Here is a 21,713-nt window from a genome sequence, read left to right as displayed (position 1 = left end):
CTCTTGAGTTTACCATTTAATAAGTAGCATGTGCCGAACCGTCGCAATGCTACTTTTTTTTGCCCAAAATTTTAACAATTCAAAAAATAAGTCAATTATTTCAATTCAGATCAATGACAGACTAATTGTTAATGAAGTGCATTGCTGCACTTTTATTCAGCGATTGCATCTGATATTTTAAATCGCAAGGATGACAAAATTATAAAATTGAGGACAGGAAGTATGTCTAAATTAAAGACTCAAGGTCTTTTCACGGCAATTGCGGTTGTAGCAGCTACAACTTTATCTGGATGTTCATACGTAATCAAAACTGGTGCGAATGCATCACTTGCGTTTAGTGAAAAACACATCTTACCGCCAGTACTCTCAATGGGTGATGTGGATATGGTGTGTAATCAGGGCACAGCTTTGACTCCTGTGATTATGGCGACTAAAGATATGGGTGCTGATCCGACCCGTATGGCAGTTCTTTTATATTCAGCTTCAGGGATGTGCGCAGAAAATCGTGCCTTAGATGCAGAATTAAGATACCTAAGAGCATCAAAAGCAGGTCAAGTGACAGAAGCACAAGATGCGCGTATTGAACAAAAGCGCTGGGCTGCTGTTGCTGCCGAACGTCAATATACGGGTTATCAATTGTTTGCGGAGCGTTGGCAGTCTAAATATAAATATAATTTAGGTGACTCATGTCCAACTATGCGTCGTAATCTTGACCAAACAGTATATCTGTTAGGTATGTTAAGTGGCTTACAAGCGATGACCAATGATATTGCTTCTGGTGGTCAAGTGCATGTTCCTAAAGATATCGCAGCAATTGTTGAACGTGGCATGGTCTGCCTCGATAACAACAAGTTCTGGGGCGTACCGAATGCTACTCGAGCAGTGATTTGGACATTATTACCTGGAGCTGATGCAGGCAAACCAGATCCATACCAAACGCTTAAACAATCTATGCAAATTGGTGAGCAAAAAGGAGTACGCTTATCGCATGCCTTGTATGCTGTTGCAGCACAAGCCAGTGGTGACGATGCAAAAATACGTGATGCATTACGTTCTTATGCCGCTTCACGTGCTGAAGAAGTTCCTGTAAATCCAGAGTTTAAGTTATTGGATAATATGGCAGGACAAATGATACAAGCGATCTCAGACCGTTATTGGACGGAGAATACAGGTGTCCGAACTGAAGCAGATGGAATGTCGAGCTTCTGGGATGATCAAGCGACCAATGAAGCCGATGATCTTTTCGAGAACACATTAGGCGAATAAGATTTTTTAATTTTGTTCAAAATTAAAAATGGAGTTATTCAAGAAAAAGAGCTTTAAGCTCTTTTTCTTTTAGGAATACGAAAGATGAAAGATACTATCCTGATTCGAAAAATACTGTTTATTGCATGCTGTATCAGTATTGCTGCTAGTTTGCAGATTTTTCAGGAGTATTTTTTCTATTGGCGTCCTGTATTGGATGAAGAAATTTGGCGAGTATGGACAGCTCACTATGTACATGTGGGATGGATCCACTATGCATTGAATATGGTGGGTTTAGCCTGTCTGCCTTTCATCTTCCCATATGTCAAAATTAGGTACATGTTGTATTTGTTGATCGCACTCCCGCCATTAATTAGTTTAAGTTTTTTTTATGTTTATCCTCACGTTGAAGCTTATGCAGGTCTATCAGGGGTACTACATGGTATGTATATGGCTTTGGCAGTTTATTTTTTAAAATTTGAAAAAGAACGTAAATTCTCGCTGCTTGTATTAGCTTTAATCACGGGCAAAATTTTGTGGGAAAATATCTTTGGTTCTCTCGATACTGCGCAAATGATTGGTAGCCCAGTATTGGTTGAAGCACATTTAACAGGTGCAATATGGGGGGCATTACTCAGCATGCTCTTATTAATTTATCAGCATATCTCCGTGAAGGACACACACATCTCTTAATTCCTCTGATGCTTAATTATCACTTATTTTAATGTGTGATCAGATTCAAATCTTTTGCATTTATTTTTTTAAGGTCATATTTGTTTAAAAAAAGAAATACAGTATGGTATAGCCTACTGATTTAGTTGGTTTTTATCTCGCTCTTAAGAGGTGAATTGATGAAAATTGGCATAAATTTAAAAAAAATGGAAAAGTCAGTCATTCTTTTTTAAAAAAAAATCAGTCAGATTCATGTGATAAAAGTGGTAAGGAAATTAGGTAAAGGATTTTGCCTAAGCCCGAATTAGAAAAGATGAGCTGTACAGGCAATGTATAGCAGTATTAAATAATGGAATAACAATGCAAGAGCCTTCTAAAAAGAGATCTGGGTTAGGTCTACTTAGTTATATATGGACTGAGTGGATATCTGCGTTTACGATTTTGCTTCTACTGTTACTGACGCTCATCATCGGGACAGGAGAAATGATTCACGGGCAGATGTTACGTATAGGTGAAAGTCTATACGGTGACGAAAAAATTGGTATGCAGTATTCATTCTTGCGTGCCGAACCTGAAAAGCCAGTCTGTGATCGAAATCCAAATATTGACCTTTTGGTTCAAAACCAAATGCAAGCTAATGCAAAAGATGAATTTGCAGATATCTTTGGTACAACGTCTGAAGAAGATGTTCGTGCCTCTGTATTGGCTGGTCAACAGTTATGTGAAGAAAAATATGCCTTCTACGATAAGTCAATTCAGTATTTAGAAGATAATCCTTCAATACGAACTTACCGAACCATGGAAACAACTTTCTTTGGTATTTTCCAATTTGGTACGGAAAATAAGGCAGTTCTATTGATTATCATGGTGGTACTTGCAGCGATCACTGCAACACTTAAAATCCACCACATTGGTCTACGCGGTCCAAGTTCTGTTTTAGATTATCGGGTTTACGCTGTCGCAATGATACTTGCGAATAGTTTCTTAACCAGTTCAGCGATCAGTCAGTATAGATCTGTATTGAACTCTGGTGTTCCGCCAACCAGTGAGATGACAATCATCTACTGGTTATGGATAATCTTGTTCAGTACACTGACATTAATTAGTTTGTACCAATTATTCCGTGTACCAGAAAATGCGAAGCCAGGTGGTACGATTGGCATGGCATTATTGTCAGTCCCACTTTATGCCTATATGGCGATCACAACAGGATTTAACTTTACCTTTGTGATGGACTATCCAATGGGTCAAGGGATTTATTTAGGGCAGCTGGTTGAGTTCTCTACCATTTTCCTTAATTTATCACTATTCATTTGGGCAGGTATGCTGTTAAAGCAGACCTTAATTGTTGATAAATTCCTAAACATTTTACGTCCATGGAATCTAGCGCCTGAAACGCTTACCTGGTTAATCTTACTTGCTGCTGCATTACCTACAGCTTATACAGGTGCATCAGGTATTTTTGTAATCGCTGCAGGTGCGATCATTTATAAAGAAGTTTGGAATGCGGGCGGACGCCGTCAATTCGCTTTGGCTACGGCTGCAATGTCAGGTTCGCTTGGTGTGGTACTCCGTCCATGTCTATTGATTGTTGTTGTTGCATCGCTGAACAAAGAAGTGACGACTGACTTGTTATACCAATATGGTATTGGTGTTTTCCTCATCACTTCAACTTTGTTCTTATTGATTTCACTGTTCTTTGCTGAGCAAAAATTCCGTATTGCAGCGCCATCAGTTGCATTCCCGAATTCAGCTAAGGCATTAGTGGCAGTAGTTCCTTATGTGATCGTATTCCTGATTGTGTGGGCATTCTACAAGTATGCGTTAAATACCAACTTGAATGAGTTTACTGCACCAGTCATGATGCCAATCATCTTACTTGTCATGGTGCTTTATGAAAAATTACGTCATGAACCAGCACCGCTCGCACCAGTAGGACATTGGGATACGACATTAAGCCATACTTCGGTTGAACAAGAAGCAGCTAAGGCGCGAGTGTCAGCATCTGAAATTGCAGCACAGGATAGTCCAGACAATCCTGCACGTAAAGTGAGTTTCTGGAAGTCAATTCATGTATCTGCAAGTGAAACAGTCGGACATATCGGGGCGCTTGTGATCTTAATGGCATTGTCTGTCAGCGTTGGTGGATACTTAGAGCGTATCGAGTTGATGGAACACTTCCCAACGGATATTGAAAATATCTATATCGTGATTACCTTGATCGTATGTCTCATGGTATTCGTCGGGATGATTATGGATCCGTTTGGTGCTGTCATCTTAATTTCAGCAACAGTTGCGCCTGTCGCCTACGCTTATGGTATTGATCCTGTTCACTTCTGGATGATTGCTTTAATTGGTTTCGAATTGGGTTATATATCACCTCCAGTTGCACTCAATCACTTGCTCGCAAGGCAGTCGATTGGAGATGAAGAGGTGGCTGCTGCCGATGCAGAAGTGAAAGATAAAACGTTCTACTACAAATACGAACGTTGGATTCTACCTCTGATTGTGATGATTCCAGCAATGTTGATTATCGCCTATGTACCTTATATCTTTAAGTTATTTGGTTGGTATCAATAATTAAATAAATAAGCACCTTCGGGTGCTTATTTTTTAATGAATTTACAATAAAGCCAGCTCTATAGAGCTGGCTTTATTGACTTTAAGCATCTTAATTTCTTGGACTAGGTTTAAATTGAATAACACCAATTTCGTCTGCAACCTCAGGCATTTGAGGTTCGTCAATATGTGTCGGACGATTTTCAGAATAGTTGCATTCAATACATTCGATCCATTCTGAATCACCTGAAGTGAGCATGACAATACGATCCATAGCTTCACATTTCGGACATTTTGCACCTGCAATGAAACGACGTTTGATCGACATAATGACTCTCACCTTCAAAAATTAGTAGCGTAGTTTAAGCAGTTTTAGTGTCATTCGTCCAACCTTGATGGCGTAATAATGCATCAATTTTAGGCTCACGACCTCTAAATTTAACAAAGGCATCAAGCGCTGTATCTTTACCGCCTACAGCCAGCACTGCCTTGCGGAAAGCAAGTCCAGTCTCTTGGTTGAAGATCCCTTCTTGTTCAAAGCGATCGAATGCATCACTTGCTAAAACTTCAGCCCATTTGTAAGAGTAGTAGCCTGCGGCATAACCCCCTGCGAAAATATGGCTAAAACTATTTTGGAATCGGTTGTATGGTGCTGTAGGGAGAACAGCATATTGTTCACGAATTTCGTTTAGAGTGTGTTGAATACCTATTGCATCTAAAGCAGGTGATTGTTTATGTATATTCAAATCAAACATGGCAAACTCAAGTTGACGAAGGGTTTGCATGCCTGATTGGAAAAATCTCGCATCCAAAAGCGACTTAAGGAGTTCTTCAGGTAACGGTGTTTTGGTTTCAATGTGTTGGCTGATTAAAGCCAAGCTTTCATTATCCCAAGTCCAGAATTCCATAAACTGACTTGGTAGCTCGACGGCATCCCAAGCGACACCATGTGTACCTGCAACAGAGATATGATCTACTTCTGTGAGCATGTGATGCAGGCCATGTCCAAACTCATGGAAAAGAGTTACGACTTCATCATGTGTCAAAAGCGCAGGTTGTTGACCAATCGGTGGTGTAAAATTACCGACCATGTAACAAATCGGTTTTTGCATACCATTATTGGTTTGCATACGTGAGCGGAATCCGCTCATCCATGCTCCACCACGTTTCCCACTTCTAGCGTATAAGTCAAAATAGAATCCACCTACGACACTGCCTTGATCTTCAAGCTCATAATATCGTGCATCTGGATGCCATACTGGTGCTTCACGTTCAATGACTTGAATACCATATAAACGCTCCACAATTTTAAATAAACCTTGAACGACGACAGGGGTAGGGAAGTATGGCTTAAGTGCTTCCTGAGACAGATTAAACTGTTGAACTTTGAGTTTTTCCGAGAAATACGTCGTGTCCCAAGGTTGTAGTTCATCTACACCATGAGATTGAGCAATTGCTTTTAATGCCTCAATTTCTTGTAGGGCAGGTTTACGAGCATGTTCTGCCAACTCAATCAGGAATTGATCTACAGCTTCAACACTTGGTGCCATCTTACTTGCCAGTGAATATGCTGCATAATGATCAAAACCTAAAAGTTGGGCCATTTCTTGGCGCAACTTGAGAATTTCTTCCATCACCGCAGTATTGTCATATTCAGGGTGATCTGACTGATCCGACGCTCGCGTGGTATATGCTTTATATAAGGCTTCGCGAAGCTCTCGATTATCTGCGTAAGTCATGATCGCAAGATAAGAAGGGAAATCCAATGTCGCCACGGCTTGATCGAGTTCACGTTGTTGACCGTATTGCTTTAGCAGTTCGATACTGCTCGCAGGTAAACCAGCAAGTTCATCTTCAGTTAATGGTTTGAAATATGATTGTGTGGCATCAAGAACGTGGTTAGAAAAATCTGAAGAAAGCTGCGATAAACGAGCTGATATTTCTGCGTAGCGTTTTTTTGCTTCGCCTTCTAGAGCCACGCCTGAGAGTTTAAAGTCTCTAAGTGCAAGTTTAATCGCACTCTGTTGAGCTTCTGGTAAATCCGAAAAAATAGGTGCATCATGCACATATTGGTAGGTTTGATAGAGCGCAGTATGTTGCCCTAATTGTGTGTAGTATTCACTTAAGCTAGGTAAAAGAGACTGATAAATCTCGCGGGTTTCAGGATTGTTCATCACAGCATTTAAGTGAGACAAAATACCCCAAGATTCGCTCATTTGGTTTTCTAATTGATCGATTTGATCGAGCACATTTAATTGTAATTGTACCGTGTCTGGGACTTTCTCGAGTTGGTTTATAAAGTGTTGACCATTTTGAATCGCTTGTTCAATCTGTGCTTTAAGTTGATCAAGTGTAATTTGAGAAAAATCGGGTACAGGCAAAGTTGCCTTTTCTAAAGTCATTCAAGGACCTAATTGATTCATTTACTTCATTTAGATGTAGGGGTTTATGGACTTTAAATCAAGTGATACATTCAATTATTTACGTAAGTGCTAAATAAAGAATCGGTGCACTTGATTATAAATTAAAAAATAAAGCTTAAAAAAAGAGCGCCGTAGCGCTCTTTAAAGATTTAGTCTAATTTAGCTTTCGCATTCGACTTTTTCTTTTTTACTTTAGCTTTCTTTTTCGCTTTGTCTTTTACTTTTCCATCAGATTTTTTGTCTGATTTTTTAGTATAAGAGCTTGGTTTTGCCTTGGACTTTTTCTTACGAACAGGGCGTTCACCGCTTTCATCTTTATCTTTTAGGAGTTCGACAGGCTCATTCAACATGCGATTTAACGCTTCTTGCTTGGTGACCGGTTTTTCCTTCACGACACGTGGTGCTCGACTACGAATAGCGCGACCTGCATGGCTGAGTTGTTGAATCAATTCAAAATCAATCTTACGTTCTTCTAAATTGACACCTGCAACCTTGATGCGTACTTCATCACCCAAACCGAAGGTCTGACCACGATTTTGCCCAACTAAACTTTGACTCGCTTGATCGAAGACAAAGAAGTCATCGCCAAGCTGGCTTACATGGACCATACCATCGACATATAAATCTTTTAAAGTGACAAATAGACCAAACTCAGCCGTAGCACTAATGACGCCAACAAACTCTTCACCAAGATGCTGTTGCATATAATGGCATTTTAACCAAGTGGTCACTGAGCGAGAAGCTTCATCAGCTCGACGTTCTGTTGCCGAGAAATGATTACCGGCGTCTTCTAGTGCGCCACCTGAGACTGGTGCAGGTTTATTTTTGAGGTGTGCTTTGATAGCACGATGTAATAATAAATCTGGATAACGACGAATTGGAGAGGTGAAATGAGTGTATGCCTCATACGCCAAACCATAGTGACCAGCGTTATTTGGCCCATAATAAGCTTGCATCATGGAGCGAAGAAGCACAGCATGAATACTTGGCGCATCAATACGGTCTTTAGTGGCTTCAATGACCGCTTGATAGTCCGCTTGCGTAGGTTGATCAGGGAATTTCAAACCTAATAACTTAACAAAGTCGCGAACTTTTTGAATGCGTGAGAATTCAGGTGGCTCATGCACACGATACAACATTGGAATTTCGTGTTTTAAAGCAAATTCAGCAGCAGCGACATTGGCTAACAACATACATTCTTCAATGAGTTTATGAGCATCGTTACGTGATCTTGGTAGAATTTCTTTAATTCCACCAAGTTCATCAAAGGTCATGTACGTTTCAACGGTTTCAAATTCCATTGCATGGCGTTCTCCACGTAAACCTTTTAATACTTGGTAAAGTTGGAATAATGTATTCAGTGATTTACGCACTGTACGATCTTCAGGTACAGCTTGACTATCACCTTCAAAATATTTTGCAACTTGGTCATAGGTGAGTCGTGCTTTAGAGTGCATCACCGACGGATAGAATTCAAATTTTGTGACTTTACCTGCGCGACTTAAATTCAAATCACAGACCATACATAGACGATCGACATTTGGATTGAGTGAGCATAAGCCATTTGAAAGTGCTTCAGGCAACATCGGTAAGACAAAGTGAGGGAAGTACACAGACGTACCGCGTTCTTGTGCTTCATCATCTAAAGGTTTACCAATACGAACATAATGACTGACATCTGCAATCGCCACCACGACGCGATAGCCGCCACCAGGACGTTTTTCTGCATAGACAGCATCGTCGAAGTCACGCGCATCTTCACCGTCTATTGTGACTAAGGGTAAATCTCTTAAATCAATGCGTCCTTGACGATCTCGTGCTGTCGGTTCTTTAAAACTTTCAGCTTCTTGAACTACTTCTTCTGGAAATTCGTAAGGTAAACCATATTCTAAAATGGTTTGAGGAATAATAATTTCAGTATCAGATTTGTCGGCCATAGATTGAATAATATGACCTGTAGCAAACTCTTCACGATTTGGAAAATCATCAATTTCAACTCGAAGAGAATCACCAACTTTAGCTTTCGCATGCGCAATGAGTTCTTTTTCTAAGGTAATCGGTTGATGCGCATTTGGATTTGCTGGTTGAATGAAGTATTCACCTTCATATTCTGCGAGTTTCCCAATGATTTGTTTGACGCGTCGTTGGGTAATTTCAGTAATGAAACCCCATGGTTTACCTTTACGGTCAACAGAGGTCTGTTGAACTTTAACTCGGTCACCATGGAAGACTTGACGTAATTCACGCTCAGGTAACAAATATTCTTCTTTCTTACCATCTATACTCGCAACCCCTAAACCTTTGCTATTGATATAGATGGTCGCATCATGAACAGGTTGATCTGCCATAAGCTGGAACTTATAACCTTCTTTGGTCAATTGACCATCGCGAACCATCGCACTTAAACGGTGACTAAGTGCTTCAATACTTTTTTGATCCGCAATTTCGAAGTGTTCCACAAGGTCTGCATGAGACAATGCTTTTTTCTTATTCTCAATCGTTTCTAGAATAAGAACACGGCTTGGAATAGGATTATCGTAACGTTCAGCTTCCGCTTTGGCTTCAGGGTCGACCCAATTTTTCATAATGTCTTTGGCTTCATATCAGAAGATAAGTTTAGCATAAGACATGATAAGAAATACTGCACGTAAATGATTGCAATAAAGTGTTTTTAGTTCATAAATTATAAAAGAGATGCAGAATAGACAGTATTAAAGTGAAATTAATGCAGATTAAAGGTAAAAAACCTGAAAATTGTTTAAAAAATATATGATTGAACAAAAAACATAGAATTTTTTAAATTCTCACTTGAAGAGTAGGGACGAAGTTTGTATTATGGCGTCTCGTTACGGTGAGGTGGATGAGTGGCTGAAATCACTTCCCTGCTAAGGAAGCATACCTATTACTGGTATCGAGGGTTCGAATCCCTCTCTCACCGCCAACGATAAACTTGAAATGCGCTCATAGCTCAGCTGGATAGAGCACTTGGCTACGAACTAAGGGGTCGGGAGTTCGAATCTCTCTGAGCGCACCAATCAAGTTAATCGATGTAACGAAGTCGTAAGACACTCAAGTACGCGCTCATAGCTCAGCTGGATAGAGCACTTGGCTACGAACTAAGGGGTCGGGAGTTCGAATCTCTCTGAGCGCACCAACTTGATCATCTATAAGATGTAAAAAAGAGAAGAAACCGCTTAATTGCGGTTTTTTTGTTTCTAGAATGAGGTGATGCTATAAATCATCATATTTTATTAGCTACTTAAGATAGAAATAAATTTTAAAATTTCTACACATATTATTTTTAATTAATAGATATTAGCTCTTATAAAAACATCATCAATCCAACTCAGGATTGTTTGGAATTTGGATTGATCTTGTTGACCATCTCTTAAATTGTTGATTATCTAGCCATAATTTACATTTACGTATAAATACTGTTCGCTTGATTTAAATTTTATTAAAAAGTACTTAACAAATAATAATATTCATATATAATGCACTCCATCAAGACGTCGCGCTCATAGCTCAGCTGGATAGAGCACTTGGCTACGAACTAAGGGGTCGGGAGTTCGAATCTCTCTGAGCGCACCAACTTGATCATCTATAAGATGTAAAAAAGAGAAGAAACCGCTTAATTGCGGTTTTTTTGTGTCTATTTTTTTATCTTATTTCTTCTGCTCTTCGTTTTTGACTTTCAATGCAAAGACGACATTCGCTCCAACTGTAGGGAGCACATCATGATAAGGCAAGCTCCGTGCTGCACGAATCAGGAACGGTGCTTTTTCATCTATTTTTCCAGCATTCGTCATTTTCAATAAAGTACCTTGTTGAAACTTATCAAATTGCATTTTTCCTTTAATGTATTTCAGATCACCGCCTTGAGCATAAAAACTATTCTGATTCGAATGAGGAAAGCTAAAATTTAGTTTAAATCGGAATGGAATTTGAATAACTCCTAACCCGAGTTCAACTTTAAAATCTGCCAATTGTGTTTGGTCTTTTAGGGTTTCGATATCAATAGATTTGAGTTGGCGGGGAAACAGCTTTTTATAATGTACAGGCTGTGTCCATTTTTGTAATTGTTGCACTGGTTGGGAATAATACTGATACGTCGTCACAAAACGCATTGATTCTGCACCGTGTTGATAAGGCAAGGTTGTCGGTGTATGGACAAAACTTACAGGGTGTCCGGTGATACGACTGATTTGTGCGATTTTGGCCAATTGATTTGTCGTTAATTGGTCGGATGGAAATTGCCCTGGTTTGAGCGCACTCGAAGAAGGCGCTGTTAATTTTTTTCGAATTGATTCAAGTAAAAATGCATGTGTACCACTTGGAATTCCCATTTTTGCTTCAGGCACTGCATTCAGAACTTTGCTAAATAGAAAACCTTTAGGTTGGTTTAAATCTCCCCATTGCGTTAGGGTTAGAAGGGTATGATTCTGATCCAATTTGAACCATTCAAATTTGCCTAGACCATAAGGAACAGGTGCATCCACAATCAAGCTCGAAATACTGTTGGCTTCAATATGATGCTGAAACACTATGGTCTCATTAAAGTTGAGCACTGGTATCGGTGTTGGAATGGAAATTTTATATTGAACCTGAGTGATATTTTTTTCTTGATCTAATATTTTAGCTGATTTCAATGTCGGGAATAATCCAACAAAATTTTCAAACTGTGAAAGCGTTTTGGCGACCTTTTCTTCATTAACAGGCAATACGATGGCAGATGATGTGAACTTCACATTTGGATTGGGTTGTTTTTTGCGTGTCGGAATAGATGTTTGGGTATTTGTGTGCGCATAGATGAGAATCTGATCTTTTGCGATGCTGGCGAGTTCGGTACTATTATTTTGAAATGGTTTTAACGCACTGGGTATATTTTCTTTCCATTCAATAATCGCGCTGTACGACAAGCTAGGTACAAAAATAAGGCTTAAGCACAATGCTCGATAGTTAAAGTATTTCATTTTCATCCTGAACTATGAATTTAGACTTTTTATTTTGTGTCATTGTAAATCGTGTGATGCTTTCATCAATAGTGCGATGATGTAATCAACAGTATTCATTAAAACGACAATTCGATTTCAGGTAAAGTGGTGTAATATCTTTGCTTAAGAAAATCGATTGTTGAATCCCCTATGTCTGATACTCAACCAGTTTTATCTGTCCGTTACTTCTTAAATTTACAAGAGTCTCAGGATGGTTTTGCATTAGCTACTTTTGGCAAAAAACAATTTACGCGTTTTTTAACGCCACTTGTCAGTATTGCGATCGTGATTTGGGGGCTTTATCTTGGATTAGAGGGTGTAGGACGCTATTACGTGGCTTTAGGCACGTTCTTTATCTTTTTACAAATCGTTATGCGTTATTGGTTCTTACCTATGATGTTCAAGCGTCAGTTTGAAAAATATCAATTTGGTAAGACTGAACAAGGTATCGATTTGTTTCAAAACTCTGCCGAGCTTTTTTCAAGTGGTCGTCCTAAACAAGCATTTGCCTACAGTGAAGTACAAAAATTTGTAGTGGGTAAATTGACCTATATGCTTGAACTCAAAAATCATACAGTTGTCATTATTCCAAAACGTGCATTTGAGTCTGATGTAGACAGAACACTGTTTGAAAATACATTCCAAAAACGTTAAGTTTTGATGAGTTCATTACTCAAACTATAAATAAGAGAGATTTTCATGAGTGCAGTTCCATCAAAAATTGTATGTGTCGGTCGCAGTTATGCTGCGCATGCTCAAGAATTAGGTAATGCGATTCCTGATCAACCTGTCTTATTTATCAAGCCGCCGAGTAGCTTGGTGTCCTTAGCAGAAGGGATTGATTGGAATCGTGCATTGGGACAGTGTCATCATGAATGTGAACTTTCATTACGAATAGATCGACCGCTCAAAAACGTTAAGGATCCTCAAGAGGCATTAGCAGCAGTAGGTGCAGTCACCCTTGGTTTGGATTTGACTTTAAGAGATCAACAAGATCAGCTTAAAAAGAAAGGACAACCTTGGGAACGTGCGAAAGCATTTGATGGATCTTGTATTTTGGCAGATTGGATTTCGCTTGATCAGGTCCCAGCATTAGATCAAGTCCAGTTTAAGCTCGAAATTAATGATCAACTTAGGCAACATGGTGATACGGGGTTACTGATTTTTAAATTAGGAGCGCTTTTGGCAGAAATCAGTCAAAACTTTAGCTTAATGTCTGGTGATGTTGTCATGACGGGTACGCCTGCAGGTGTGGGACCATTAGAATCGGGTGATCAGCTCAAAATGACTTTGACTGGCTTAAAACAAGATTTTGTGTGGACTACGCAAGTGCATTAATGATGCATCAAGCTCAATTAAAAAGGATGATGGTTCATCCTTTTTTTATGGCTAGAGATTGTCTGAGTTGATGTTTTTACGAAACTGTTGGGGCGTGATGTGCATCCAGCGTTTAAACATATTGATAAAGGCTGAGGCGTTGGCATAGCCCAAATCTAGAGCAATATGTTCAACGGTTTTATTTTCAGACAATAAGCTTAATGCTCGTGTAATTTTAAAGCGTTGACGCCATTCATTGAGCGACATCGAAATTTCAGCTTCACATAGGCGAGATAAAGTGCGCTCACTCATATTCACCATTTGAGCATAATCTCTCAGTGGACGCTGATCACTGAGATGCTCATGGATGTAGGTAAATATCGTTTGTAATGCAGGATGATCAGAATGGGGCAAGTAGCTTTTGAGCAGGGGTGAGCTTTTTAATTGATCCAGTAAAACCATTAAAAGTCGTTGATATTCGGGTTGATCATGTTTGAAATAAGTTTTTCTGAGTTCATTGAGTAGCGCCGTCACTAAGGGGGAGCTTAGTAAAATACCTGCTTGTTTGGGCAATGCATCACACAGGCTTTCATGCACGTATAAGGTGGCATGAGAAACAGCTGTGAGATTAATACTGCTGTGATGCAGATGCGGCGGTAGCCAAATTCCGTAGGGCGGAGGTGTTAAATATTGATTTTGATCAATATGAACTTCCATTACACCATCAAATGCATAGATAAATTCGCCCCATGCATGACCGTGTTTAGGATATTCTGAATGGGCTGGATCATTGCGGAATGTTAGCCAAAGATTCTCTTGGATATGATCATAATTATCTAACTGAACGAATAGTTCATGTGGATGGCGTTTTGGCATATTAAATTGCCTGAATAAATGTATTTGTTGTCTGTTTTGAATTATATATTCTAATTCAGTCAGCAGTATAGTGACGACTTGTTTGTGTGAAGAGTGCCACTCATGGGTGAGCGAAGAGGTCTTGACCTTCAGGCGTCAAGCTTAATGATCGTATTGTGTTTAGTCTGGGGTTTACAGCAAATTATCTTGAAACTTGCAGCTACTGATATTAGTCCTCTGATGCAAATCGCATTGCGCTGTGGTTTGGCAACCTTGCTTGTCGTTCCATTATTGTATCGACAACGAGTGCGACAACTGTTTCATTACCGTTATGTTGTTCCTGGAATTTGGTTAGCCTTTTTATTTTCTGCAGAATTTTATTTGGTTGCTGAGGCACTCAGGTACACCAGTGCTGCGCACACTGTTGTTCTGCTCTATACCGCGCCTATTTTTGTGGCTTTAGGCTTACATTGGAAAGTCAAAGCTGAAAAATTGAATCACTTCCAGTGGTTTGGTATTTGGTTCGCATTTTTTGGCATCGCTTATACTTTTTTAGTGCGTGATCAAGCTCAAAGTCAACTCAACCATATTTTATGGGGAGATTTTCTTGCTGTAATGGCAGGGATGATGTGGGCATTGACTACGATTTCTTTAAAATTTTCAACGCTTTCTGAGGCGCCTCCCACTCAAACATTATTTTATCAATTGCTTGGGGGCTTTATTTTTTTATTACCCTTAGCTTTTTGGACTGGACAAGCAGATGTACGCTGGTCACAACTGGCGTTTCTGAGCTTAACATTTCATGTGGTTGTCATGTCTTTTTTAAGTTTGCTGCTATGGTTTTGGTTGTTACGAACTTATTTAGCAAATGGCTTAGGTGTGTTTTCGTTTTTGACCCCCATGTTCGGCATGTTGTTTGGTGTCTGGCTATTAGATGAGGAGATCGAAACGAGTTTCTTGGTCGGTTCTTGTATGGTTCTTGCAGGGATTATGATTGTGTCTTTACACCGCTGTTTGAGAATTTATCTTGATCGAATCGGCGCAAGAATTGGAGCATTCCATTGAATCAGTACACATGGCTGGGATTAAGCTCGATTTTGATTTGGGCCTCGTTGGTTGCGGTGGTGAAACTTGTAACTGAATCATTAAGCCCGGTACAGGCGGTGGCACTGATCTATAGTTTTAGTGCATTGTTCATGTTATGGAAAAATGGTTTTCCCAAGCTTTCACTCATGCCTAAAAAATACTTATGGGGCTGTGGTGCTCTTTTTGTTGGCTACGAGATCCTGTTTTTAATTTCGATTGCACTTTCAACGCATCGAGAACAGGTATTAATCATAGCAATGATTAATTATCTTTGGCCTCCTTTGCTGATTGTATTTTCGATTCTTGCACGGCAATTGAGCGCGAATATTTGGGTGATTACTGGCTTTGCATGTGCCATTCTTGGGTTAATGATGGTTGTTAATCCAGATATTCTCGAGCCGAAAAGCATATTGGTGGCCGTGCTTGAAAATCCATTGGCGTACTCATTTGCTTTCATCGGCGCCGTACTATGGCCTTTGTACAGTATATGTACCAAGAAATATGCAGAAGGTCATAATGCTGTTCCATTTCTTTTTCTAATGACTGCAGTTGGGTTGTGGGCTGTACATTTTGTGATGCGAGAACCGTTTGTTGAGCTGAATTTGATGACATGGCTGATGGTTGTAGTCATTGGCAGCTTAATTGGCTTGGCTTACAGCAATTGGAACCAAAGCATGCAATATGGACATCTCAAAATTTTAATTTTGGCAACGTATTTTATGCCCATTTTTTCAAGTCTGATGTCGATGCTGATTCTAGATGTGCAACCTCTAATGAGCTTTTGGATCGGTTGTGTCTTAGTGACCTTAGGCGCACTTATTTGTTGGCAATCTACACGTCCATATAATCCGTCTACGAAATAAGAAAAGACCTATAGAGGTCTTTTCTTATTGCAAGAGTTTATTTTTCTTCAAGTATGGTCGATAGCGGTACGGAGAGCTTTGCAGCCAGATAATCATCAGCTTCAATCAGTGCAGGACCAATACGGTTCATCCATACATCATCTTCATGAATTTTTCCGATATCATTTTTATCAGGCAGCGTATAAGGCAATGATTTATAAAATGACCAAAAATCAAGATGATCTAAATTTCTAACCAAAACATATTCATTATTATCTGTACGTTTAATAATATTCTGCTGTTCTAATAGATTAACATATTTAGGCCAGCGGCCAATTTCACCGCGTCCTAAAATATCAAGTGCCTCCAGATCGGTTACGGTTTTACCTTGTTTTTGTTTTTTATAGAATAACTCAAGCATATCTAGAAGCATGAGAATTGGATGGCGCGTTTGGGTCTTACCTGTATGAAATGCTGTGAGGGCATAACTTATCTCAACACCAAGCAGTACGATGTTCCAAGAGAGATAAATCCACAACAGGAAAATTGGAACTGCTGCAAAAGCACCGTAAACCAACTGATAACTGGTAAAGTTAGTCATCACGAAGCCGAATAAATTTTTCAGTAACTCGAAGGTAACAGCACTAAAAATCGCAGCAATCATGGCTGCTTTTATTGGAACAGAGCGGTTTGGAATCGTCCAATACAAGGCAAAAAAACCAAATGCGGTGAGTGCAAATGAGATGACCCATAAAATAAAAGTGCCATTCAATTCATAACCTGCAAAATTATTGCTTAGGATGTTCATAGACGCTAAAGTCGATGAAATCACAAAAGCCGAACCCAGCAGGATTGGTCCCAGTGAAATGATGGTCCAATAGCGCATAAAACCAATAATGCCATTACGCGTTTCTGTCACACGCCAAATACGATTGAATGCTGTCTCAATGCTAGTGAGCATCATTACTGTGGTAAAGAATAAAAACAGCACACCAATAATGGTTAAGTTGCTCGAATTGTCAGTAAATGCATTCAATGCTTTATCAAACGCGATACTGGTTTTAGGCAGAAAATTACTGTAGATCAATTGTTGTAATTGTTGCCGAGCAGGTTCTAATGCTTTAATCGATGAAATGATAACCAAGAATACGGTCAACATCGGCACGACAGCGAAAAGTGTGGTGTAAGTTAAAGAGCCTGCTTGCTCACGACAATTGTTAGCTTCAAAGCGTCGTAGTACAAACAAAATAAATTGAAACCATGTTTTATTGTAGAAAGGTAACTTTTTTAAGATTTCCGCCATAAATAATGAGTCTCGAGTATTTTTTAGTTAAAATTCTGTACGTTCGTTGCACAGCTTAACCAAATTTTAAAAAAAATACCGTATAGTTTTCTTTTTTCATTGGATGATCTTTTTATGCAAGCATATGTTCTAGTTTTGTATTACAGCAAATATGGTTCAACCAAGGAAATGGCACATTTAATTGCTCAAGGAATTGAATCTACTGGAATGCTTGCGAAAATTAGAACAGTTCCACAGTTGGCAACAGTGGTGACCGAAGCAGCACCAAGTATTCCAGAGGAGGGCGATATTTATGCGACTTTGGATGATCTTCAACATTGTTCGGGACTTGCATTAGGATCACCAACTCGATTTGGCAATATGGCATCAGAAATGAAATATTTTTGGGATCAAACAACGAGTTTATGGCTCAATGGTGCATTGCATAATAAACCTGCTTGTGTGTTTGGTTCATCGGGCTCTATGCACGGCGGGCAGGAAAGTACATTACTGACTATGTTGCCACCTTTGTTTCATCATGGAATGTTGATTTTGGGTTTAACCAATGCCAACCCAGCTTTATCGAATACAAAATCAGGTGGGACACCCTATGGTGCTACACATGTCAGTGGACCTAGACACGATCAATCTCTAAGCCAAGATGAAAAATCACTGTGTATCGAGCAAGGGAAACGATTAGGTGAAGTGGCGTTGCAAATGTTAAAGAAATAATTTTAAAGATTATTTTATCAGGCATAAAAAAAGTGAGCTTCTCGCTCACTTTTATTTTGAAATATGTTTCTGTTCAAATCGGTGTTTGCACTTTTTGCATTGGTAATCGAGGAAAACATTCTTATCGACAATTTCTCCCGCTTTTTTTCCAAAACGATGACCTAAAAAGCCACCAGTCACACCCACACTGATTGCACCAACAAAAGTGCCAATTGTGCCACCCATGATTACACCTAAAGGGCCCGCAACAGCACCAATGGAAGCACCAATAGAAGCACCTGATGCAGCACCACCCACAGTACCCGCAGTTGTACCCGCTGCGGAAAGAAGAACACCACCTGTTTTTTGCAGTAATTGTTCATGGTTGCGTTTTTCAATATCAGTTGAACCGCATTTTGGGCAGTGTATTTCTAAGTTTTCAGTCATTTAGGATTGCTCTAATCTATACATCCATTTATTTAAAAGATTCTAGCATTGCGATTAAAGTTGCAACATGGCCGAATGTAGAAAAACTGTAATGCCAGATAAAATAAAAAATTGATTTGAAAATAGATTAATTTAATTTTTAAGGATAAAACCATATTTTATGAGCAGGATGGCTTAGATCTTGAACTGAATAACTAAGCGCAAATAGTGATTTAATTTTTTTCGAAGTTTGGCTTATTTTTTTATTCCAATCAAAAAAATTACCAAGACAATGAAAAAATTATTTGTACTAAGCACCATTGTGACATTGAGTTTTAGCCTCATTGCATGCTCAAAAGAAAAGCCTACTGAGCTTAAGGGGCAAGATGAATCAAATGAAAAATTAACAACCTTGAATATTGGCTATCAAAAAGCGGCGCTTAAATTCATCGTTGCAAAACAAAATAAAACTTTTGAGCAGGCATTTCCTGGTGTGAAAATTCAATGGAAAGAGTTTCCGGCAGGTCCTCAAACACTAGAAGCATTAAATGTCGGTGCTATAGATGTGGGGTATACAGGAGATACACCTGTAATTTTCGCACTTTCTACAGGTAAACCAATTCAATATTTAGCGTATGAAAATGGATCTAAAAATGCACACAGCTTGCTGTTACCCAAAGACAGCACGATTCAAAGCTTAAAGGATCTAAAAGGTAAGCGTATTGGTGTTACACAAGGTTCAAGTGCGCATTACTTTCTCTCACAAATATTAGATCAAGCTCAATTGAGTTGGTCTGATATTCAACCCGTCTGGTTAACGCCTGCAGATGCACGAGCTGCTATTGATAAAAAATCACTCGATGCTTGGGCGATTTGGGATCCTTATGCAAGTGCTGCTTCGCTTAAAGGTGATACACGTGTTCTTATTGATTCAAAGGCTTTACCATTGGCTTATAGCTTCTATTTGTCTTCACCAAAATTTTTAAAACAACATGGGGTTGAAGCCCAAAAAATTGTGCAAACATTAAATCAAGTAGATGATTGGATCAATCAACACCCAGATCAAGCCGCAAAAATTCTGGCGCAAAGTACAAGCTTGGACGAAAATATTACCAAACTTGTTTTAGAAAAAAGAAATATTCCTGCTTATGCCAAACTGGTCGACACAGATACAGTCACGGCGCAACAAAAAATTGCAGATTTATTTTATCAGCTCAAACTCATTCCGAATGCCGTGTCTTTAAAAGATCATGTGTGGACTGGGAAAGACTAAGTGATTGAACGCGAATCATATTTTTAAAGACGAATAAGTATCCAATTTAAATGATTTCAAAAGCATTCATCTTTCAGTCATTAATACAATGAAGTATTAGAAAGATGAGTGCATCATGAATCAACCATTACAACAAAGCTTAACCGCACTTCCTATTCTGAATTTAAGTCAATTTGATCAATCATCAACGCAAGCAGATTTTCTGCAACGACTTGCACATATCGCTAAGGATATTGGTTTTTTTTATTTGATAGGTCATGGTATTTCAGCTGAAAAAATTTCAGAGATTCAGCGTATTACTCGGCAGTTTTTTTCGCTGCCACAAGAACAAAAAGATGAAATCGCTATGATTCATTCCCCGCATTTTCGAGGGTATAGTCGAGTAAATACCGAAGTTACACGTCTGCAACCTGATTTTAGAGAACAAATAGACATTGGTTTTGAACTGGCAGCATTAGAACCTGAAACTGGACCGACATGGAGGCTTTTGCAGGGACCAAATCAGTGGCCTTCGAATTGGCCTGAGTTTCAACGCGTAGTCACCGCATGGCAACGAGATCTCAGACAAGTTGCAATTAAATTATTAAAAGCCTTGTTGCTTTCATTGGGGCAGCAGGACACAGCACTTGATCAATTGATTACAGGCAGTCCACATGAACTACTCAAGCTGATTCATTATCCCCCAATTGATCAAATGAATCATCAGGGTGTAGGCCCTCATAAAGACTCCAATATTTTAACTTTACTTTTACAAGACCAGATCGGAGGACTTCAGGTCTTAAGTCAAGGCAAATGGATTGAAGTACCATTTGTTGAACACGCATTTGTCGTCAATATCGGTGAGGTTTTAGAGCTTGCCACAAATGGATATTTGATTGCGAATCAACATCGAGTCATATCTCCAACCAATGCAGAACGGTACTCGGTTGCTTATTTTCTTTCTCCAAATTTATTTGCTGGTGAAATTCCGCTTTTAAATCTTGCAAATGATTTAAAAGCACTTGCACAAGGACCAGAGACAGATCCACTGAATCCTTTACTGAGAAATGTGGGAGAAAACTGTATCAAAGGTCGACTTAGATCTCATTTAGACGTTACTGAAAAATATTATCCAGCGCAATTTAAACAACTCAAACAATCAACAACAATATCGAGTAAATCATGAAGTCAAAATACGCCCAATTTTTATTTATTATTTTTGCAATTCTCATTATCAGTGCATGTAGTGCTCAACCTGAACCTCAAAAAACAAAGCAAACACAACAAACAATCGTGATTGGATCACATGGATCGGATGTTGATATTTGGAGACATATCGCGGATTCTGATCAGGCGAAAGCAGCAAATGTTGACATTGAGGTGAAAGAAATTAATGACGGTGTGGCTTTGAATCAAGCTTTGCTCGATGGTGAAATTGATGTAAATGCATTTCAATCTTGGGCGTATTTCAAAGAATTTAATGACTTGAATCATCATAAGCTTGCTGTCTTGGCGACCACTTATTTAGAGCCTATGGGTTTATATTCTCAAAACTACAAGTCACTAACTGCTTTGCCTGATCGGGCCTTAATTGCAATTCCAAATGATGTGGCGAATACAGCACGTGCATTAAGACTATTAGAACGTGCTCAGTTGATTCAACTTAAGCCAGATTTTAATACGATTTCTGGAACTCTTGAAAGTATCCAGTCAAATCCGAAATCACTTCAATTTAAATTGGTCAAAGGTGCACAACTACCACGTGTATTGTCTGAGGTGGATTTAGCCGCAATTGGAAATACTATTGCTCTAGAAAGTGGACTAAATGTAATAACAAATGCGATATTTAAAGAAGAGGTTACTGATAAAGCTTTAGAAAATGTCAATATACTTGCAGTGCGTAAAGATCGATTGAATGATCCACAATTTCAAGAACTTTCAAATCTTTACCATCAGCCTTACGTTGAAGATTATATTCAAAAGCATTTTGGTGGTACAAAATTGGGTATTCAACTTGATCCTGCCACATTAAAATAAAAAAGCGCCGTT

The 21,713-nt window shown here is 39.1% G+C and carries 18 protein-coding genes and 4 tRNA genes; 15 read left to right on the top strand and 7 right to left on the bottom strand.

The window, feature by feature from the left end:
- Nucleotides 1-222: 222 nt before the first annotated feature.
- The 3 genes from AC1M9L_RS10095 to AC1M9L_RS10085 all read left to right on the top strand — a co-directional run bounded on the left by AC1M9L_RS10095 (nt 223) and on the right by AC1M9L_RS10085 (nt 4,497).
- Nucleotides 223-1,266, top strand: a complete 1,044-nt coding sequence (locus AC1M9L_RS10095; protein WP_035265182.1) for a hypothetical protein — start codon at nt 223-225, stop codon at nt 1,264-1,266.
- An 84-nt stretch (nt 1,267-1,350) separates the two neighbouring features.
- Nucleotides 1,351-1,938 carry a rhombosortase gene (gene rrtA / locus AC1M9L_RS10090; protein ID WP_481592037.1) on the top strand — a complete coding sequence of 196 codons (588 nt, stop codon included), beginning with the start codon at nt 1,351-1,353 and terminating at the stop codon, nt 1,936-1,938.
- A gap of 339 nt (nt 1,939-2,277) precedes the next feature.
- Complete coding sequence (locus AC1M9L_RS10085) at nt 2,278-4,497, top strand: TRAP transporter large permease subunit (protein WP_481592036.1); 2,220 nt, start codon at nt 2,278-2,280, stop codon at nt 4,495-4,497.
- Nucleotides 4,498-4,588: 91 nt separating this feature from the next.
- On the opposite strand, the gene AC1M9L_RS10080 is transcribed toward AC1M9L_RS10085, so the two are convergent.
- The 3 genes from AC1M9L_RS10080 to rnr all read right to left on the bottom strand — a co-directional run bounded on the left by AC1M9L_RS10080 (nt 4,589) and on the right by rnr (nt 9,487).
- Nucleotides 4,589-4,798 (bottom strand): YheV family putative zinc ribbon protein, encoded by a 210-nt coding sequence (locus AC1M9L_RS10080; RefSeq protein WP_481586819.1) that lies wholly within the window; start codon nt 4,796-4,798, stop codon nt 4,589-4,591.
- A 40-nt stretch (nt 4,799-4,838) separates the two neighbouring features.
- A complete protein-coding gene (locus AC1M9L_RS10075) occupies nt 4,839-6,878 on the bottom strand; it encodes a M3 family metallopeptidase (RefSeq protein WP_481592035.1) in 2,040 nt (679 codons plus the stop codon).
- A gap of 170 nt (nt 6,879-7,048) precedes the next feature.
- On the bottom strand, nt 7,049-9,487 hold the full coding sequence (gene rnr / locus AC1M9L_RS10070) for a ribonuclease R (protein WP_481592071.1): 2,439 nt from the start codon (nt 9,485-9,487) through the stop codon (nt 7,049-7,051).
- Nucleotides 9,488-9,749: 262 nt separating this feature from the next.
- Between rnr and AC1M9L_RS10065 the strand changes: the two genes are divergently transcribed.
- The 4 genes from AC1M9L_RS10065 to AC1M9L_RS10050 all read left to right on the top strand — a co-directional run bounded on the left by AC1M9L_RS10065 (nt 9,750) and on the right by AC1M9L_RS10050 (nt 10,490).
- A tRNA-Ser gene (locus AC1M9L_RS10065) sits at nt 9,750-9,840 on the top strand.
- A 16-nt stretch (nt 9,841-9,856) separates the two neighbouring features.
- Nucleotides 9,857-9,933: transfer RNA gene (locus AC1M9L_RS10060), tRNA-Arg, on the top strand.
- 43 nt (nt 9,934-9,976) lie between these two features.
- Nucleotides 9,977-10,053, top strand: a tRNA-Arg gene (locus AC1M9L_RS10055).
- 360 nt (nt 10,054-10,413) lie between these two features.
- A tRNA-Arg gene (locus AC1M9L_RS10050) sits at nt 10,414-10,490 on the top strand.
- Nucleotides 10,491-10,564: 74 nt separating this feature from the next.
- On the opposite strand, the gene AC1M9L_RS10045 is transcribed toward AC1M9L_RS10050, so the two are convergent.
- On the bottom strand, nt 10,565-11,872 hold the full coding sequence (locus AC1M9L_RS10045; protein ID WP_481592034.1) for an SRPBCC family protein: 1,308 nt from the start codon (nt 11,870-11,872) through the stop codon (nt 10,565-10,567).
- 171 nt (nt 11,873-12,043) lie between these two features.
- Between AC1M9L_RS10045 and AC1M9L_RS10040 the strand changes: the two genes are divergently transcribed.
- Both AC1M9L_RS10040 and AC1M9L_RS10035 read left to right on the top strand, forming a co-directional pair.
- The gene (locus AC1M9L_RS10040) at nt 12,044-12,547 is read left to right on the top strand and encodes a YcxB family protein (protein ID WP_035265193.1); all 504 of its coding nucleotides are present in this window, start codon (nt 12,044-12,046) and stop codon (nt 12,545-12,547) included.
- Nucleotides 12,548-12,592: 45 nt separating this feature from the next.
- Nucleotides 12,593-13,231, top strand: a complete 639-nt coding sequence (locus tag AC1M9L_RS10035) for a fumarylacetoacetate hydrolase family protein (RefSeq protein ID WP_481592033.1) — start codon at nt 12,593-12,595, stop codon at nt 13,229-13,231.
- Nucleotides 13,232-13,282: 51 nt separating this feature from the next.
- Here AC1M9L_RS10035 and AC1M9L_RS10030 read toward each other — a convergent pair whose 3' ends face one another.
- On the bottom strand, nt 13,283-14,086 hold the full coding sequence (locus AC1M9L_RS10030) for an AraC family transcriptional regulator (protein ID WP_481592032.1): 804 nt from the start codon (nt 14,084-14,086) through the stop codon (nt 13,283-13,285).
- A 102-nt stretch (nt 14,087-14,188) separates the two neighbouring features.
- Between AC1M9L_RS10030 and AC1M9L_RS10025 the strand changes: the two genes are divergently transcribed.
- The gene (locus AC1M9L_RS10025; RefSeq protein WP_481592031.1) at nt 14,189-15,130 is read left to right on the top strand and encodes a DMT family transporter; all 942 of its coding nucleotides are present in this window, start codon (nt 14,189-14,191) and stop codon (nt 15,128-15,130) included.
- Nucleotides 15,127-16,014 (top strand): aromatic amino acid DMT transporter YddG, encoded by an 888-nt coding sequence (gene yddG, locus AC1M9L_RS10020; protein ID WP_481592030.1) that lies wholly within the window; start codon nt 15,127-15,129, stop codon nt 16,012-16,014. The genes AC1M9L_RS10025 and yddG overlap by 4 nt, the downstream gene beginning before the upstream one ends.
- Before the next feature lie 37 nt (nt 16,015-16,051).
- On the opposite strand, the gene AC1M9L_RS10015 is transcribed toward yddG, so the two are convergent.
- Nucleotides 16,052-17,296 (bottom strand): YihY family inner membrane protein, encoded by a 1,245-nt coding sequence (locus AC1M9L_RS10015; protein WP_481592029.1) that lies wholly within the window; start codon nt 17,294-17,296, stop codon nt 16,052-16,054.
- Between the two features lie 114 nt (nt 17,297-17,410).
- Between AC1M9L_RS10015 and wrbA the strand changes: the two genes are divergently transcribed.
- A complete protein-coding gene (wrbA, locus tag AC1M9L_RS10010) occupies nt 17,411-18,007 on the top strand; it encodes an NAD(P)H:quinone oxidoreductase (protein WP_035265209.1) in 597 nt (198 codons plus the stop codon).
- Between the two features lie 51 nt (nt 18,008-18,058).
- Here the strand turns inward: wrbA and AC1M9L_RS10005 are convergent, their stop codons facing one another.
- Nucleotides 18,059-18,433, bottom strand: coding sequence for a hypothetical protein (locus AC1M9L_RS10005; RefSeq protein WP_035265212.1), 375 nt, complete (start codon nt 18,431-18,433; stop codon nt 18,059-18,061).
- A 271-nt stretch (nt 18,434-18,704) separates the two neighbouring features.
- On the opposite strand from AC1M9L_RS10005, the gene AC1M9L_RS10000 reads away from it, so the two are divergent.
- The 3 genes from AC1M9L_RS10000 to AC1M9L_RS09990 all read left to right on the top strand — a co-directional run bounded on the left by AC1M9L_RS10000 (nt 18,705) and on the right by AC1M9L_RS09990 (nt 21,701).
- Nucleotides 18,705-19,685: an aliphatic sulfonate ABC transporter substrate-binding protein gene (locus tag AC1M9L_RS10000; protein WP_481592028.1), complete on the top strand. Its 981-nt coding sequence runs from the start codon at nt 18,705-18,707 to the stop codon at nt 19,683-19,685.
- A 115-nt stretch (nt 19,686-19,800) separates the two neighbouring features.
- On the top strand, nt 19,801-20,850 hold the full coding sequence (locus AC1M9L_RS09995) for an isopenicillin N synthase family dioxygenase (RefSeq protein ID WP_481592027.1): 1,050 nt from the start codon (nt 19,801-19,803) through the stop codon (nt 20,848-20,850).
- Nucleotides 20,847-21,701 carry a MetQ/NlpA family ABC transporter substrate-binding protein gene (locus AC1M9L_RS09990; RefSeq protein WP_481592026.1) on the top strand — a complete coding sequence of 285 codons (855 nt, stop codon included), beginning with the start codon at nt 20,847-20,849 and terminating at the stop codon, nt 21,699-21,701. Before AC1M9L_RS09995 ends, AC1M9L_RS09990 begins: the two co-directional genes overlap by 4 nt.
- Nucleotides 21,702-21,713: the final 12 nt, after the last annotated feature.

This window comes from Acinetobacter sp. ANC_7511, assembly GCF_056779975.1.
The sequence above is the reverse complement of the archived record's forward strand: the minus strand, read 5'-3'. Positions and strand labels throughout refer to the sequence as shown.